Below are 16,019 nucleotides of genomic sequence, written 5' to 3'. Positions count from 1 at the left end.
CCGCCTTCGGTGGTTCAGGACTGCGCGGCGGTGACGGTGTGCCGCAGCAGCAGCGACGTCGTGACCGGGCCGACGCCGCCGGGGACCGGCGTGATCGAACCCGCGATCTCCTCGACCGCGGCCTGGTCGACGTCGCCGGCGAGCCCGCCTTCGGGAGTCGGGTTCGTGCCGACGTCGATCACCACGGCACCGGGCTTGACGTGGTCCGCGCCGATGAAGTGCGCGCGGCCGACGGCCACGACCAGGACGTCCGCGGTCTTGGTGACCGCCGCGAGGTCCTTGGTGCGGGAGTGGCAGACGGTCACCGTCGCGTGTTCGCCGAGCAGCAGCAGCGCGGCGGGCTTCCCGACGATGGTCGAGCGGCCCACGACGGCGACCTGGGCACCGGACAGGGCGACCTGCTCGCGCTTCAGGATCTCCAGCACCGCGGCGGCGGTGGCGGGCGCGTAGGTCGGGAGGCCGGCGGTGAGACGGCCGAGGCTGACCGGGTTTGCGCCGTCGACGTCCTTGCGCGGGTCGATGTGCGCGCCGACGTCGTCGAGTGTCACGCCTTCGGGCAGCGGGGTCTGGCAGATGATGCCGTGGACCGACGGGTCCGCGGACAGCTTGTCGAGCTCGCGGGTGACGTCCGCGCCGGTCGGGTTCTCGAGCTGGACCACCCGGCAGTCGACGCCGACCTTCTTCGCGGCACGCTCGATCGAGCGCACGTACCAGGCGGTGGCGTCGTCGTCGGTCGGCACGAGCACGGCCAGCGTCGGGGCGGTGCCCGATTCGCGGAGTTTGGCGGCGGTCTCGGTGACCTCGGCGGTGATGGCGGCGGCGATGGCGCGCCCGTCGATCAGGGTCATCGGGCGAGCCTTTCGCGAACCTGGGCGATCAGGGCGTCGGCGCGCCCGGCGGCGGGGGTGTACTCGGTGAGGCGGGCCTCGGTCTCCTTGCGGAGCTGCTCGTCCGACATGGACGCGAGGTTGACCTCGACGTTGACCACGCCCGATTCGAGCGCGGACTTCGCGGACGAGGCCGCGACCGCGATGTCGGAGATGACGTTGGTGTTGGCGCCTTCGAGGATCGAAGCGGCGACGTCGATGACCTCGGCGGCGAGGGCGGCCGTGCGCAGCGGCACCTCGGCGGCGCCGACCAGCGCGGCCTGGATGGCGGCCGTGCGGGCCTGCTTCTCCTCGTCGGTGGCCTTGGGGAGCTTGTACGCGGCGACCACGGCGTCGAACGCGGCGGCGTCGTCGGCGGCGAGGCCGAGCGCGCGCGCACGGAGGTCCTCGGCCTTGGCCAGCGCCTCGGTCATGGTGGCCTCGTGCTCGGCGTACTTCGGCTTGCCGATGGTCAGGTTGCACACCATGGAGACCAGGGCGGCGCCGACAGCGGCGTTCATCGCGGCACCCGCGCCACCACCGGGCGTCGAGGCCTTCGATGCCAGCTCGTCGAGCCACTGACCGACCGGTTGAGCCTCCACGCGATGTTCCCTTCCCGCTGGTTTTGCCGTCGCGCCGAAGCCTACCCGGGCGTTCCCGGACAGCCCGAAGGCCACCTTCGCGACGATCGGCATCGGCGAAGGTGGCCTTTGGAAAGGTGATCAGGAGCGCTGGTACTCCTCCCAGGTGAGCTTCGGCGTGACGGCCGGGCCGTCGTCGGCACCGCGGCCGGCGAGGCCGTTGTAGCCGAGGTAGTAGTCGCCCGCCTGGTGCTGCGCGCCGGACGAAAGGTCCGGATCGGACAGTGCGATGGCGTGGATGTGGTAGGCGAAGCCTTGGGCCGGAGTCCGGACCCAAGCCGCGAAGCCCACCTGCCGCAGCTTCCGCGCGACGTCGGTCCGCGTGGTCGAGGACATGCCCTCGACGCCGATGTCGAGCGCGCCGCCACCGTCGTGCGTCCCCGCCGAAGCGCCGACGCCGCCGGGGTTGTACGAGCCCTGCGTGATGGTGAGCTGCCTGCCGAGCAGCCCCTCGGCCTTCACCAGCATCGCCTTGGTCCGGGTGTTCATCGTCTTACCGTGGTAGGTGAGGCGGCTACCCGCCGAGACCACCGCGGTGACGGTGTAGCGGTTCTCGCCCAGCTTCTCGAGCGACGTCTTTCCCGGCAGGCCGGAGGCGTCGATCCCGGTGTAGCCCAGCGACTTCTGGTAGCTGGAGTACGCCGTGATCGTCGACGTGCCGAAGTGGCCGTCCACGTACTGCTGGTCGAGCAGCCCCTTGGCGGCCAGTGCCTGCTCCACCAGCAGCACGCTGTCCTTGGCACCAGGGGTCAGCGCGCTGTCGGCCCGGCGCGGGTCGATCTGGGCGGCCTTGAGCACCGCTTCCATATTGGCCGTCGGCAACGCGGTCACCTCGGCGCCGGCCGGTGCGGCCACGCCGAAGGAGAGCGCGGTCGCTGTCGCGAGCACGGCTACCTTGGTCAACAATTCCTGCCTCCTGAACGGATTCGGTTGTCCGGGCAGCATGGGCAGCGGGAATACAAGGGCCGTACAAACGAACCTTTCTCAGGTCCTTGTCGCCCGGTCGGGTGTCACTCCGGCGAAACCGGGGTTGAGCTGATAAGACTTCCGGTGGACGCCGAAAGGTCGAGACCCACATGGTGCTACGTACTCCGCCACCCTCAAGGGCTCATCTCAGACTGCTCGCGGCGGCGGACACGGCCCCTCCGGCCCGGCGCCGGGACCGGTACGGCGAAATCGCCGATCGACGGCTGGCCGCGATCCTCGCCGCGGAGGACGTGGCGGAAGAGCACGGGCTCAGCGCGCACGTCCGGACGACCTGCTACGTCCACCGCTGCTGGGTGCACCAGTGCATCTCGGATCCGATGCACGTCCTGATCGTCACCGGGCACCGGTGGTGCCGCCGCTGCGATCGCACGGTCGAAGTCCGGGTCGACGAGACCTTCCCGGGATCGGTCGAGCTCTTCTGCGACGGCTGTGGCGTCCCGCCGGACACGGTCGCGAACCGCGAGGTCCTCCTCGCCTGCCGGACCAGCCTGAGCGCGATGCACGGCGGGGAAGCGTCGACGCTCTACGTCGTCCCGGACCGCTGACCGGCACCTGAACGCACCGCTCGATGGCGCCGAACGGCCCTGTCAAGGTGGGCTGCCTGGCGGAGTGAGTGGTTTGGACCACCACTGTTACCGAAGCGTGATCTGGACATATCGCACGGACGGCTACTTTGTTGTGGCGCGCAACGAATTGCTTCGCCCGTGGATTTCCAACGCCGGAGGTGTCACGACGTGAATCGGATCTTTGTGCAGCCCAAACGGCGGAAAGGGGTCCGGGGTGTGCTCGCCCTCGGCCTTTCCGCGCTCCTGATCGCCGCCGGGCTCGGCGGTGCCACCGCCGCGGCCGCCGACTACAGCCAGAGCGCCGCGTCCTTGAACTCGACACAGGCGCAGTTCTCCTTCACGCCGTCGACCCCCGCGCGTTACGTCGATATCCACTACACCGGCGTTCCGGGCGTAGGGCAGCAGAACGTCCGCATGACCGACAACGGGGGCACATGGCGGCACACCGTCGGCTCGCTGTCGGCGGGCACGGTGCTCGACTACTGGTTCACCTACGAGAAGAACGGGCCGCAGTACGACACCCCGCACTTCACGTACACCCATGGTGGCGGCGGCACGACCGTCGCCTCGCCGACCTTCGATCCGCCGGGCGGCAGCTATCCGAGCGCCCGTTCGGTGACCCTGTCGAGCGCGACCGCGGGCGCGACCATCCGGTACACAGTGGACGGTTCCGCGCCGACGGCTTCGTCCACTCTGTACACCGGGCCGATCACGGTCTCCGCGTCTTCGACGATCTCCGCGATCGCACTCAAATCCGGCTCGGCGAACTCCCCGGTGGCGTCCGCGACCTACACGATCGGATCGACGCAGGCGACCTGCCCGGCTCAGGCCGAGGTCCCGGATTTCGGCCCGAACGTGCGGATCTTCGACCCGGGCATGCCGGCGTCGTCGATCCAGGCGAAGCTCGACGCGGACTTCAACGCGCAGAAGGACACACTGACCGCGCAGTTCACCGAGCGCCGGTACGCACATCTGTTCAAGCCCGGTGTGTACAACGGAATCCACGACAACGTCGGCTACTACACCTCGGTCGCGGGCCTCGGCCAGAACCCGGGCGACGTGGTGATCAACGGTGACGTGACCGTCGACGCGTTCAACGAGTCGGACAAGGGTGTGGCACTGCAGAACTTCTGGCGCTCGGCGGAGAACCTCGCCGTCGTCCCGAGCGGTGGTTCGACCCGCTGGGCCGTCGCGCAGGCCGCGCCGTTCCGCCGGATGGACATCCGCGGCGGGCTCCAGCTCTATCCCGCCAGCTACGGATTCGCCAGCGGTGGCTACACCGCCGACACCAAGGTCTCCGGACAGGCCGCGTCGGTCTCGCAGCAGCAGTGGTACACCCGGGACAGCAGCTACGGCAGCTGGGACGGCGGCGTCTGGAACATGGTCTTCTCCGGGACGAACGGCGCGCCCGCCAACACCTTCCCGAACCCGCCGGAGACGACGCTCGGCACCACGCCGGTGTCGCGCGACGTCCCGTATCTGTACCTCGACGGCTCCGGCAAGTACCGCGTGTTCCTGCCCTCCTTGCGCACCAACGCTTCCGGGCCGAGCTGGGCCAACGGCGGCACCCAGGGCTCCTCGCTGCCGATGAGCCAGTTCTACGTCGTGAAGGCGGGAGACACGGCGTCGTCGATCAACACCGCGCTTTCCCAGGGCTGCAACCTGTTCTTCACCCCGGGCGTCTACCACCTGAACCAGACGCTGAACGTGACGAAGGCGAACACCGTCGTGCTCGGTGTCGGCTATCCGACGCTGGTGCCGGACAACGGCGTCGACGCCATGAAGGTCGCCGACGTCGACGGCGTCCGGCTCAAGGGCCTGCTGTTCGACGCCGGAACGACGAATTCCCAGTCGCTGCTCACGGTCGGGCAGGCCGGCTCGACGGCGAACCACGCCGCGAACCCGACGACCTTGCAGGACGTGTTCTTCCGGATCGGCGGCCAGATCGCGGGCAAGGCGACGAACAGCCTGATCGTGAACAGCCGTGACACGATCATCGACCACATCTGGGCCTGGCGCGCCGACCACGGCAACGCGGGCACCTACGGCTGGACGATCAACACCGGCGACACCGGTGTGGTCGTCAACGGCGACAACGTGCTGGCCACCGGTCTGTTCGTCGAGCACTACCAGAAGTACCAGGTGATCTGGAACGGCCAGAACGGCAGGACGATCTTCTTCCAGAACGAGATCCCGTACGACGTCCCCGATCAGGCAGGCTGGAAGAGTCCCAACGGGCTCAACGGGTACGCCGCCTACAAGGTGGGGGACAACGTGACCACGCACGAGGCGTGGGGCCTTGGCAGCTACTGCTTCTTCAACGACAACCCGTCAGTGAACCTTTATCACGCTTTCGAGGTGCCGAACCGCTCCGGCGTCCGGTTCCACAACCTGGTGACGGTCTCGTTGAACTACAAGGGGACCATCACCCACGTGATCAACGACGCCGGGGCGGTGACGCCGCCGGACACGCGGCCGAGCAACCTGGTGAGCTACCCGTAACGCCGAAGGGCGCTTTCCCCGCATGCCACGCGGGGAAAGCGCCCTTCACCTTCTTGTATAACGCTCTATACCGCGCAGCGCTGGGCATCCGCCGCGGTCCATGGCTAGGCTCGGATTCATGACCAGCAGCGATGCCCACGTCGTCGTCGACGAACTGCGCACCCTCTTTCGTTCCGGTGTCACGAAACCGGTGGAGTGGCGGCGAACGCAGCTCACGGGCCTGCGGAGGCTCCTGTCCGAGCAGGCCGACGTCTTCCTCAAGGCGCTGTACGCCGACCTGCGGAAGAACACCGCCGAGGCGAAGCGCGCGGAGATCGCGCTCGTGCGGAACGAGATCGACCACACGCTGGAGAATCTCGACTCCTGGCTGAGCCCGGAGCCAGCCGACCTGCCGTACCCGCTGCGACCGGCCGACGGCCGTGTCGTTCGCGAGCCGCTCGGGGTGGCGCTGATCATCGGGCCGTGGAACTACCCGCTGCAGCTGGTGCTCGCGCCGCTGGTCGGCGCGCTGGCGGCGGGTAATTGCGCGGTCGTGAAGCCGAGCGAGCTGTCTCCGAACACCTCGGCCGCGATCGCGGAGCATCTGCCGAACTACGTCGAGGGCGTCCGTGTCGTCGAGGGTGCGATCCCCGAGACGACGGCGTTGCTGGAGCAGAAGTTCGACACCATCTTCTACACCGGCAACGGGACGGTCGGCCGGATCGTCATGGCCGCGGCGGCGAAGCACCTCACGCCGGTCACGCTGGAGCTGGGCGGGAAGAGCCCGGCGATCGTCGAGCCGGGGGCGGACCTCGCCGTGACCGCCCAGCGGCTGGCCTACGGCAAGTTCGCCAACGCGGGCCAGACCTGCGTCGCGCCCGACTACGTCCTCGCGATCGGCGACACCGGCCCCAAGCTGGCGGAACACCTGGCCGAGACCGTCCGAGCGATGTTCGGTGATGACCCGGCCACCAGCGAGTCCTACGGCCGCATCGTCTCGACCCGGCACCACGACCGGCTCACCGCCTTGCTGGACAACGGAACCGTGGTCGTCGGCGGCCAGGCCGACCGCGACGAGAAGTACATCGCGCCCACCGTGCTCACCGATGTATCGCCGGACGCGCCGGTGATGCGGGACGAGATCTTCGGCCCGATCCTGCCGATCATCGACGTGCCGGACGTCGACGCGGCGCTGGCGTTCGTCAACGAACGCGACAAGCCGCTGGCGCTGTACGCCTTCACCGAATCGGACGAAACGAAGCGCAGGATCGAGACGGAGACGTCGTCGGGCGGGCTGGTGTTCGGCGCGGCGATCATCCACCTCGCCGCGCCGGAACTGCCGTTCGGCGGCGTGGGGGAGAGCGGGATGGGCCGCTATCACGGGCGCTACTCGATCGAGAACTTCAGCCACGTGAAGGCCGTGCTGGACAAACCGCTCGCGGGATGAGTCAGCGTCCTTCGCGGCTGCCCTCATACGCGCGCTCGCGCAGCCCGGTGAGCCAGCGGGGCCGCGGCTCCCAGCCAGGGGGAGCGTTCAGCATGGGATCGAAGGCGGGGCGCGGGGCGTCTTCGTCCACCTCATAGAGGGTGAGCGTCGCGCAGGGCTTCCGATGCCCGTTCGCGCGAACGGATTCGACGAGGAAGGTCACCGGCCCTTCCTTCACCAGCCGCCTCAAAGCGTCCAGTGACGCTTCGGCGTGCCGTGGCGTTTCCGCACGGGCCGACAGCCAGAGCAGTTCGCCGTTCGCGCGATAGGGCAGCAGCGAGCTGTAGCGGCCGTGGGTCCAGCCTCGTGCCGGCCGCGGTAGAACGCGGCCGGCGGAAGTGGTCAGGGTGAGGTCCCACGGATCGCCGTCGGCGGCGGGGATCCGGACCGCGAGCCCGAGCGCGTCGGGTGTCCGGCCCGGAAGACCGGCCCCTTTGGACATTCGCACGGTGACTTCCACCGGTTCCACCGGCAGCGCCAGGTCGTCGCGCCTCAAAGCGTGAAGCTCCCCCTTGAGCAGTAGGCCGTTCGGGTGGAACGCTCGCGCGCCGCGAAGTGCGGAGAGAGCGTGGAAGCCGGCCCGGAAAACCCTGCCGACCGGCCCTGTCTGCTCGGCCACGATTTCCGCCTCCTTGTCACGTGGGTGCTTCGCTGTGGCTACCCCGGAAACCCCGGATCACACGCTGATTCCCCAGAATTCGAAAACCTGGATTCCCGTGTGACCGGCTTTGGCGCGGGTACTCGACGTTCGAGAAATCCATTCCACCCGGATCGGAGGAAATCATGACTGCATCGCCGGCCACCGTTCGGCGGGCACCGCGCCAGCTCATCGCCCTCGGCGTGGGCGCGGTCTTCCTGCTCGTCGGCATCCTCGGCTTCATTCCCGGAATCACGACGAACTACGAGCAGCTGAGCGGTGCCGGGCACGAGTCCGGCGCGTTGCTGCTGGGCGTGTTCCAGGTTTCCATCCTGCACAACATCGTCCATCTGGCGTTCGGCGTCGCGGGCATCGTGCTGGCCCGGACGGCTGGTGGCGCGAAGGCGTTCCTCGTCGGCGGCGGGGTGATCTACCTGGTGCTGTGGCTGTACGGGCTGCTGATCGACCACGGGTCGGCGGCGAATTTCGTGCCGGTCAACAGCGCCGACAACTGGCTGCACCTCGGGCTCGCCGTCGGGATGATCGCACTCGGGCTCATTCCGCTCTCCGGCTCGAAGGCGCCGATCGCCGACTCCCGCTGATCCGTTCTTTCCCTGAATTCTTCGGAGGTAATCAGTGTTCCGTCATACCAAATCGCTCCAGTTCGAGGCCAGACCGGAAAAGCCGGACGCCTTGTACGCCCGTAAGCTGCAGGAACTCATCGGCGGCGCCTACGGTGAAATGACCGTCACCATGCAGTACCTCTTCCAAGGCTGGAATTGCCGGATCGAGGGCAAGTACAAGGATCTGATCATGGATACGGCGACCGAGGAGATCGGGCACGTCGAGATGCTCGCGACGATGGTCGCCCGGCTGCTGGAAGGGGCTCCCGCCACCATGGTGGCCGAAGCGGCGAAGGATCCGGCCACCGCGGCGATCCTCGGCGGGATGGATCCCCAGCAGGCGATCATCTCCGGTGGCGGGGCCACGCCGAGTGACAGCCAGGGCTATCCCTGGAACGGCCGCTACGTCGTGGCGTCGGGCAATCTGCTGGCCGATTTCCGGGCGAACGCGGCGGCCGAGGCGCAGGGCCGGTTGCAGACGGCGCGGCTGTACAACATGACCGACGACCCCGGTGTGAAGGCGATGCTGCAGTTCAACCTCGCCCGGGACACGGTGCACCAGAAGCAGTGGCTCGCCGCGATCGAGGAACTCAAGGCCGACGGCCTGGAAAGCGACATCGCGCCGACGGCGTTGTTCGACGAGGAGAACCAGGACCACAACAACACCGTGTGGCATCTGTCCGACGGGCCGGACGGCTCGAAGGGCGGCTGGAGCTTCGGCGAAGACGGGATCGAGTACCTGATGGACCCGGAGCCGCTCGGCGGTCCGGGCACCGCTCCGAAGCCGGATCCCGCGCTGTACGGCACTTATGCGCCGCTGCAGGACGCGGTCGGGACGATCAAGGGCAAGGCCAAGGACGCGAAGAAGAAGGCCACCAAGTCGCGCAAGAGCTAGTCCCGTTCACGATGGGCTCGTGAGTGGTAAGGACGGTTAGAACCGTCCTTACCACGCACGAGGTGCGCGCGGAGCCGGAGGCGGCGGGACCGTCTTCGCCAGGACGATATCCGCGAGCCGGATCGTCGCGAGTCCGCGTTTGGTCTCCACCGTGCATTCGGTGTCGTCACGGGAGCGCAGGTAGCCGAGGGCGTCGGTGAACCCGCCTTCGATCCGGTACCGCACGACGACCCTCGTGCCGACCGGGACGTCCGGGAGGGTCACCGGTTCAGGTGCGCGGTGAGCTCGTCGTCGCTCGGCTCGACCAGGTGGGTGCCGTCGGGCCAGACGATGGTCGGGATCCGCCGCGCGCCGTTCTGCAGTGCCCGCACCGTCTCTTCCGCGCCGGAGTCCGCTTCGACGTCGATGTAGTCGTACTCGACGCCCTTCGAGTCCAGCAGGGCCCGGCTGCGTTTGACGTCGGGGCACCAGCCGGCGCCGTACACGATCAGGTCGCTCATGGATCACAGCATGCCAGGTCGCGGTCCGGCGGCGTGTTCGGCGAGGGCCGCACGGTCGGCGAGCCCGGTCTTGGCGAGCAGGCTCGCGACATGTTTCTCGACCGTCCGGGGCGAGATGTGCAGGCGGGCGCCGATGTCCTTGTTGCCCATCCGCTCGGCGAGCAGCACCAGCACCTCGTATTCGCGCACGGTGACCCCCGCCGCGCGCAGGCCGCCGGGAACCCGGTCGACCCCGGAGCGCCGCTGCCGGACGGGCGCGCCGAGTTTGCGCAGCAGGCTCCGGCAGGCGGCCGCCACCGCTGGGATATCCCTGCCGTGGAAGTACTCCTCGGCCTCCTTGAGCCAGCCGGCCGGATCGCCCCAGCCATCGGCGGCGGCCGGTTCGGCGATCAGCCGGAGCCCGAGATGGCGGGCAAGGGGATAGGGCGCCGACGTCTCCAGCGCGGAGGCCACCGCTCGTTCGGCTTCGGCCACGTCGCCGCGCCTGCCGTGCTCGACGGCGTGCGCGAACTCGACGAACTGCCGGTTCCACCGCATCCCGCTCACCGCGGATCCGTCCTCCGGGCAGGGCGCGCCGCCGAGGGTGTCGACGAGCGTCCTGAGCCCGTGCTGGCCGGCGAGGTGGAAGCGGCTCGGCCGCCGGTCCTCCAGTTCGACGACCTGGCCGAGTTCGCGGCGGGCCCGGTCGAAGTCCTCTTCGAGCAGTGAACAGAAGACACGCGCCAGCCCGATGCTGAGCACCATCTCCTGCGCGTTCTCACCCCCGCAGTCGCGGAAGTCGCCGAGTGCCTGCTCCATCGCGGGACGGTCCGCCCGGTGCCCCGCCGACATCGCCCTGGTCATATGCGCGTACTGCAGCAACGCGGTCAACCGGAGCCTGCCCAGCACGGCGAGGTTCTCCGCGAGCAGGGTGTGCGCGGTGCCGAAGTCGCAGCGCAGGATCGCGTGCATGGTGCGCACGGAATCGACCGCGCAGTGCAGGGTGATCGACCCGGTCCGCTGGGCGTCCGCGCGCGCGAGCAGGAGGGTCTGCTCGTCCCCGTTCATCAGCACGCGATGTCCGCCGAGCCGGACCAGCGCCTGGGTGCGGAGGTGGTGCAGGTGGTTGTCCTCGGCGGTCCGCCGCGCGAGCTGCATGTAGTGCTCGGATTCGGTGAGGTCCCGCGACAGCGCGAGCATCCCGAGCACCTGCAACGCCTGGCAGACGACGAACGGCTGCTCGGTCGCCTCGGCCACCTTCCACGCCTGACGTGCGAGCCGTTCGGCCGTGCCGGTCCGGCCGGGGACGTCGAGCCAGAGGTTCGCTTCGACGGCGTCGAGCGCCGCTCGCTGAGCGGGTGAGATCGCCGAACCGAGGGGAGCGCGGGCGCGTTCGATCTGGCCGAGGCATTCGTCGTGCCGTCCCGCGATGTAGGCGGCCCACGCCAGCTGGGTGCGCAGCTTCGCGGCCCGTTCGAGCGTGCCGATCTCGCCGAACGCGGCGGAAAGTTCGACGGCCCGGTCGAACTGACCGGTCTGTCCGAGCGCGTGCACCAGCGTCTCCAGCACCTCGGCCCGATCACCCGCGTCGGCCCCGGCGAGCAGGTCGAGGGCCTTGGTGAGCATCGTGACCGCGGAGTCCGCGGCACCCGCGTCGAGAGCGCGACGACCGGTCTCCGCGAACAAGCGGCCCGCGGCCGGCTCGTCCAGGGCGGTCAGCCGGAGCGACGCGACGAGCGCGCACAGATCGCCCGGCAGCCCCGGGTACAGCTCCTCGACCGCGTCGGCGGTTTGACGGGCGAGTTCCGCCTTCCGTGCGGGTGACTGGCGCGCCAGCAACGCTTCCGCGGTCAGCGGATGACGGAAGGCGTACCAGCCGGGCGTCATCTCGTCGGTGGTCACCAGGTTCGCGGACACCGCGGCGCCGAGGTGGTTGTGCAGGGTCCTGTCGTTCGTCCCGGTGACCGCTTGCACCACCGTCAGCGGGAAACGGCGGCCGATGATCGCCGCGACCGAAAGCAGTTCGCCCGCCTGCTCGCCGAGCTGCTCCATCCGGACGCCGATACTGGTGACCAGTGCGGCGGGGACGCGGGCGCGGAGCTCGCCGATGACGCGCCAGCCGTCGCGGCCCTCGACCAGCAGACCGTCGTTCACCATGCCGTGGAGCAGTTCCTCGACGATGAACGGAAGGCCGGCACTGTTGCGCCACAACAGTTCCGTCGCGGCCGACGGCAGTCGCCCCGGCTCGGTTTCGAGGCAGGCGGCGGCGAGCGCGTGGGTGTCGGCGAGGCCGAGCCTGCCGAGTTCGACGACGGCGCAGCTCATCCGCTGCGCTCCGGAGGTCGCCAGGCGCAGCGCGTCGGAGGGCTCGTTGCGGAGCGTGCCGACGAACAGGGCCTGCGCCGCGGACAGGTTGTCGACGAGGTATTCGAGGATGAACAGCGTCTCGGCGTCGGCGTCCTGGAGATCGTCGAGGACGAGGAGCGCGCCACGGTCGCGGCTGGTGATGGCCAGCAGACGGAACACCGCTTCGGCGAGCACCATGAGGGAGCCCGATTCCCGAGGCCGGTCTCCTCGGCTCCAATCGGGGATGAGCTGGGCGAGCACCGGGATGAACGGGTCGAGTTCGGTCGCCTCCGGCGGGCCCCCGCCGCGGAAATGCGACAGCAGCGCCTGGGTGAGCGGCCGGAACGGGACGAGCGGGCCGATCGAACTGGCCCTGCCCTGCAATACCGGGACGTCGGCGGCGACCGCTCGCGAGGCGGCTTCGACGGCGAGCCGGGATTTGCCGATGCCGCCTTCGCCCACGAGGAAGATCGCGCCGCCGCGACCCGCGATGGCGCGATCGAGAGCTCCGGAGAGCTCGGCCAATTCGGCGTCGCGGCCGATCACCCGCGACGAACGGATACCCACCGCCGTGACTATAGCGAGCGGATTCCGCTGTCACGGCCAAAAGTCGATCACGAAGGCGGGCGGCGCGAACCCGCCTTCGTGAGCCTGTGACTCAGATCCAGCCGCCGGTGAAGACGCTGACGACGGACGGGGAACCGGTGTCCGTGGACAGGGTGGCGAGCGGGTTGGCGCTCAGCCGCGGTTTGCTGCCCGCCAGCGCGTGGTTGCGCGAGCCGACCTCGAGGGCGCGCGGCAGGTTCACGGCGCCGAGGACGTCTTCGGTGGCGGGCAGATCTCTTTCGTACATGCGATTCTTCTCCTCATACTCGGTTTACCGGCGGAAAAACGGTGGCCGCGGGATGCGGCCGGTCGGGGCGGAGCAGGAGCGCGGAGGGGACCCGGTCGCCGAATCCCAGCCGCAGCAGGCCGTAGCCGATCCCCGCCAGACCGCTCAGCAGCCCTGGCGACGGGACCGCGCCGGGCGTCCCGCAGCGGGCACCGCGCTGGTCGATGGCGGCGAGCAGATGACCGGTCCGGCGGCGTACCGCGTTCGCGGCGCCAGTGTGCCCGTTCTCCGCCAGCACGCACAACACGTCCAGCACTCCGGACTCGCCGTGGCAGAGGCTGAGATCCTTCAGCGGTGCCCGGTCGGTCAGTCGTCTGATCGTCCGGTCCAGGTCGTTGGCGTACTCGGGATCGGGCAGGTGCGCGGCCATTCCGAGGGCGTCACCCGCGAGGCCGTCGCACCAGCCGCCGTCGCTTTCCGCCCGATCGTCCGCCTTTCCGGGTGGTTCTTCGCCGGAACGGGCGTGTGCCCGGAGAACCCAATCGATCCCGGCCGAACCGCGGGCGAAGGCCTTCTCCGCCGGACGTTCGCGTTCGAGGAGCTGTGCGGCGTAGCGGTCCGCGCGCGTCAGCGCCGTCTCCAGTCCTGTTTGGACATACACCGACCGCATCGACGCGACGCCGCCCGCGAGTCCCGTCGTGAACCCGGACGGCGTTTCGGGGGTGGCCTCGGGCATCAGATCGACGGCCTGCTCGATGAGGTCGCCGGCGGGAAGCCCGACCAGCGTGCTGAGCCGGGCGATCGTGTACGCGACACCGCCGAGCCCGAGAAGCCCGCCGCAACCGGCGGTGGCGGCCAGCTCGCGATCGGCGCGGAGCGTGGCGAAAAGGCCGGGAAGCGGGCTGATCGCGTACGCGGCCAGATCGCGGTACCGCGCGATCCCGGTCAGCTCGGCGAGCTGTGCGAGGAACAACGCGACACCGCAATAGCCTTCGCCGAGCCCCGCACCCATCGGGAGGACCGTCCAGTAGCGGTCGTCGACGAGTTCGATCCCGAGCCAGTTGGAGCGGTGCTCGTCGGAGAAGGCGTTGGCGACGATCTGGTCGGCGATCCCGCACGCGGTGACCAGCAGCCGTTCCGCGTCGGGCGCCTGGTTCGGCACCGCCGTTTCCGCGGTCTCGCCGCCGCCATGGTGCCCGTCGGCCGCCGTGCTGATGGCGAGGGTGGCCGAGATCAGCCACTCCTGGTCCCGCTGGTCGAGCGGATCCATGTCGGCGACCTTCGCCAGCACGGTGTCCAGCGACGGCCGCTCGACGACCCCTTCGACGCTGTCTCCACGCGAATCCAGCAGCGACGTCGAACCGGGGTTCGAGGTGAACATCGGCACGTCGCCCGCCCACAGGTCCTCTCGCTCGTGCGGTACGAGCCGGAGCAGCTTCTCCTCGCGCACCGAATCCTCTTCGAGCAGGTCGAACGCGTGGTCGCGGTCGGCGGCGTCGCGAAGCAGATCGGGATGGGTGGTCTCGTCCAGCAAGCGGAAGTAGAAGTTCGTCGGCCGGATGAGCACCCGGATGGGATCCTCGGCGCAGCGCCGGAGAAGCTCGGCGAGTTCGTCCCGTCCGCTGGAGATCGCGTCATAGCCGAGCCGGAATCCGGCCAGCAGCGCCGCGCTGTGCTCGGCGGGGCTGACGTCGCGGCCGTCGAGGCGCGGGAGGTTGTTGCTTCCGGCGAGTTCGCCGGGCACGCGGACCAGCCGCATCCGATCGGTCCCCGGATCGGCCCAATCGACCCGATCGGTGGGCAGCTTGCCACCGCGGCCGGCGAGGCCGGAGATGTCGACGGCACCGTGCTCACCGGCGAAGAGCTGGGGGAGCAGCAGCGTGCGCTGCACCGACCGGGCCAGCATCGCCGCCGCGGGATCACCCTCCGGTGGAACGGGCGGCGACGGCTGGAACAGCGTCTCGATGTCGATCAGCACCGGCTGGTCGCCGCAGGCGATGATGTTCTCGTAGTGGACGTCTGTGGCGTCGAGGGCGTGCAGGAGCGCCAGGAGGATGCCCTGCCTGCGGTAGAAACGGTCGACGTCGCCGATGTCGGCGCACGGCCGGTGTTCGACGAAGCGGAGCCAGCCGTACCCGTCACGCTGAAGCGCGTCGGCGGTTCGCAGTTCGAGCCCGGGCAGCCGTTTGTTGAGCTGCTCGACGACGTCGGTGAAACGCTCGTGCAGGATCAGCGGGCGGGGTTTGTAGATCACCTTGGCGCCACTGGAGAAGCGGAGCAGTTTGACCGAACGTCCGCGGGCGTGCGAGTCGCCGATCCCGCCCGCGACCTCGACGAGCGTGCCGAGTTCGCCGTCGACGACCGAGCAGGGCAGCAAGGCCGCGTCGGCGGAGAACCGGGCGAGGGTTTCGGCGTTGGCTTCGGCGGCGTGCAGACAGGCCTGGGCGAGAAGCCGCGCCAGCACCGGGTACTCGCCGAACAACCGGACGAGCCCGGCCGGCGTGGATTGCCCGCGCACGAAATCCGAGAAGCGCTCTTCGGGCGTCTCGCCCTGGAGGGTTCCGGCCTTGCGGGCGCGGTGGAGTTCGAGGACCAGAGTGCGGACCGAGAGGTTGAGCAGGTGCTGGTCGAGTTGAGCCGCGAAACCCTGGCGAAGCGCGTCGGCGTCGGCGCCGGCGAGATCGTCCGGGACCGCGTCACGCGAGGCGGCGTCGACGAGCGACCTGAAGACCCCGGCGAACTCCACACGCCAGTCACCGACTGGGGGGCGCTCCGGCAGAAGCGTGGCGACTGCGTGTTCGGCGAAGTCCGCCCAGAGGGGCTTGTCCGCTGTCCGTTCGCGCGGGGTCCGGCCGTGCTCCCACCACCTCGGCGGCAGGGACGTCGCCGATGGTGGGGGCGTCACGGCGGCAATGCTGTCAGCCCGGCGCGGTACGCACATGGGGGCGGCACCCCCACATTCAGCGCACGCACGAAGATGTCCGGAGAGTGACCGCCGGGCACGGACGGTGGCCGGCCGATGCCGCACCGGAATATGGGGTCCCGGCACCCATGCGCGGGCACCGGTCGCGGTCGCACCATGGTCGGGCGGAGCCGGGGGCGGGGGCGGTGCTCAAGCGGGTGGCGCCCCCCGCCGCCAGGGGGGGAGCGGGGCAGTAAGGGGGCAGATCGGGGTGGAGC

The 16,019-nt window shown here is 69.5% G+C and carries 14 protein-coding genes; 5 read left to right on the top strand and 9 right to left on the bottom strand.

Translation table 11 applies throughout. The features are described 5' to 3' along the window. Nucleotides 1-14: 14 nt before the first annotated feature. The 3 genes from ACFWIW_RS07115 to ACFWIW_RS07105 form a co-directional block, all read right to left on the bottom strand. A complete protein-coding gene (locus ACFWIW_RS07115) occupies nt 15-848 on the bottom strand; it encodes a bifunctional 5,10-methylenetetrahydrofolate dehydrogenase/5,10-methenyltetrahydrofolate cyclohydrolase (protein WP_378367583.1) in 834 nt (277 codons plus the stop codon). Continuing rightward, the gene (locus tag ACFWIW_RS07110) at nt 845-1,468 is read right to left on the bottom strand and encodes a cyclodeaminase/cyclohydrolase family protein (protein ID WP_037338332.1); all 624 of its coding nucleotides are present in this window, start codon (nt 1,466-1,468) and stop codon (nt 845-847) included. The genes ACFWIW_RS07115 and ACFWIW_RS07110 overlap by 4 nt, the downstream gene beginning before the upstream one ends. A gap of 120 nt (nt 1,469-1,588) precedes the next feature. Further along, entirely contained in the window at nt 1,589-2,413 is an 825-nt protein-coding gene (locus ACFWIW_RS07105) for a peptidoglycan-binding protein (protein ID WP_378367582.1), read from the bottom strand. 170 nt (nt 2,414-2,583) lie between these two features. On the opposite strand from ACFWIW_RS07105, the gene ACFWIW_RS07100 reads away from it, so the two are divergent. The 3 genes from ACFWIW_RS07100 (at nt 2,584) to ACFWIW_RS07090 (ending at nt 6,988) form a co-directional block, all read left to right on the top strand. Beyond that, entirely contained in the window at nt 2,584-3,039 is a 456-nt protein-coding gene (locus ACFWIW_RS07100) for a hypothetical protein (RefSeq protein WP_378367581.1), read from the top strand. A gap of 189 nt (nt 3,040-3,228) precedes the next feature. Further along, nucleotides 3,229-5,562, top strand: a complete 2,334-nt coding sequence (locus ACFWIW_RS07095) for a chitobiase/beta-hexosaminidase C-terminal domain-containing protein (RefSeq protein ID WP_378367580.1) — start codon at nt 3,229-3,231, stop codon at nt 5,560-5,562. Between the two features lie 118 nt (nt 5,563-5,680). Further along, nucleotides 5,681-6,988, top strand: a complete 1,308-nt coding sequence (locus tag ACFWIW_RS07090; protein WP_378367579.1) for an aldehyde dehydrogenase family protein — start codon at nt 5,681-5,683, stop codon at nt 6,986-6,988. Nucleotide 6,989: 1 nt separating this feature from the next. Here the strand turns inward: ACFWIW_RS07090 and ACFWIW_RS07085 are convergent, their stop codons facing one another. Next, on the bottom strand, nt 6,990-7,646 hold the full coding sequence (locus ACFWIW_RS07085; protein ID WP_378367578.1) for a hypothetical protein: 657 nt from the start codon (nt 7,644-7,646) through the stop codon (nt 6,990-6,992). Nucleotides 7,647-7,810: 164 nt separating this feature from the next. On the opposite strand from ACFWIW_RS07085, the gene ACFWIW_RS07080 reads away from it, so the two are divergent. Both ACFWIW_RS07080 and ACFWIW_RS07075 read left to right on the top strand, forming a co-directional pair. After that, on the top strand, nt 7,811-8,266 hold the full coding sequence (locus ACFWIW_RS07080; RefSeq protein ID WP_378367577.1) for a DUF4383 domain-containing protein: 456 nt from the start codon (nt 7,811-7,813) through the stop codon (nt 8,264-8,266). Nucleotides 8,267-8,300: 34 nt separating this feature from the next. Then, nucleotides 8,301-9,182: a manganese catalase family protein gene (locus ACFWIW_RS07075; RefSeq protein WP_378367576.1), complete on the top strand. Its 882-nt coding sequence runs from the start codon at nt 8,301-8,303 to the stop codon at nt 9,180-9,182. A gap of 48 nt (nt 9,183-9,230) precedes the next feature. Here the strand turns inward: ACFWIW_RS07075 and ACFWIW_RS07070 are convergent, their stop codons facing one another. The 5 genes from ACFWIW_RS07070 to ACFWIW_RS07050 all read right to left on the bottom strand — a co-directional run bounded on the left by ACFWIW_RS07070 (nt 9,231) and on the right by ACFWIW_RS07050 (nt 15,744). Further along, nucleotides 9,231-9,446 carry a ferrous iron transport protein A gene (locus ACFWIW_RS07070; protein ID WP_378367575.1) on the bottom strand — a complete coding sequence of 72 codons (216 nt, stop codon included), beginning with the start codon at nt 9,444-9,446 and terminating at the stop codon, nt 9,231-9,233. Then, on the bottom strand, nt 9,443-9,682 hold the full coding sequence (locus ACFWIW_RS07065) for a glutaredoxin domain-containing protein (protein ID WP_350586497.1): 240 nt from the start codon (nt 9,680-9,682) through the stop codon (nt 9,443-9,445). Before ACFWIW_RS07065 ends, ACFWIW_RS07070 begins: the two co-directional genes overlap by 4 nt. A gap of 3 nt (nt 9,683-9,685) precedes the next feature. Then, a complete protein-coding gene (locus ACFWIW_RS07060; protein WP_378367574.1) occupies nt 9,686-12,574 on the bottom strand; it encodes an AAA family ATPase in 2,889 nt (962 codons plus the stop codon). A gap of 91 nt (nt 12,575-12,665) precedes the next feature. Further along, the gene (locus ACFWIW_RS07055; protein ID WP_016334466.1) at nt 12,666-12,860 is read right to left on the bottom strand and encodes a hypothetical protein; all 195 of its coding nucleotides are present in this window, start codon (nt 12,858-12,860) and stop codon (nt 12,666-12,668) included. A gap of 13 nt (nt 12,861-12,873) precedes the next feature. Continuing rightward, entirely contained in the window at nt 12,874-15,744 is a 2,871-nt protein-coding gene (locus ACFWIW_RS07050) for a type 2 lanthipeptide synthetase LanM family protein (RefSeq protein WP_378367573.1), read from the bottom strand. Nucleotides 15,745-16,019 lie beyond the last annotated feature (275 nt).

It is taken from the genome of Amycolatopsis sp. NPDC058340 (assembly GCF_042723975.1).
Classification (GTDB): Bacteria; Actinomycetota; Actinomycetes; order Mycobacteriales; family Pseudonocardiaceae; genus Amycolatopsis.
The sequence above is the reverse complement of the archived record's forward strand: the minus strand, read 5'-3'. Positions and strand labels throughout refer to the sequence as shown.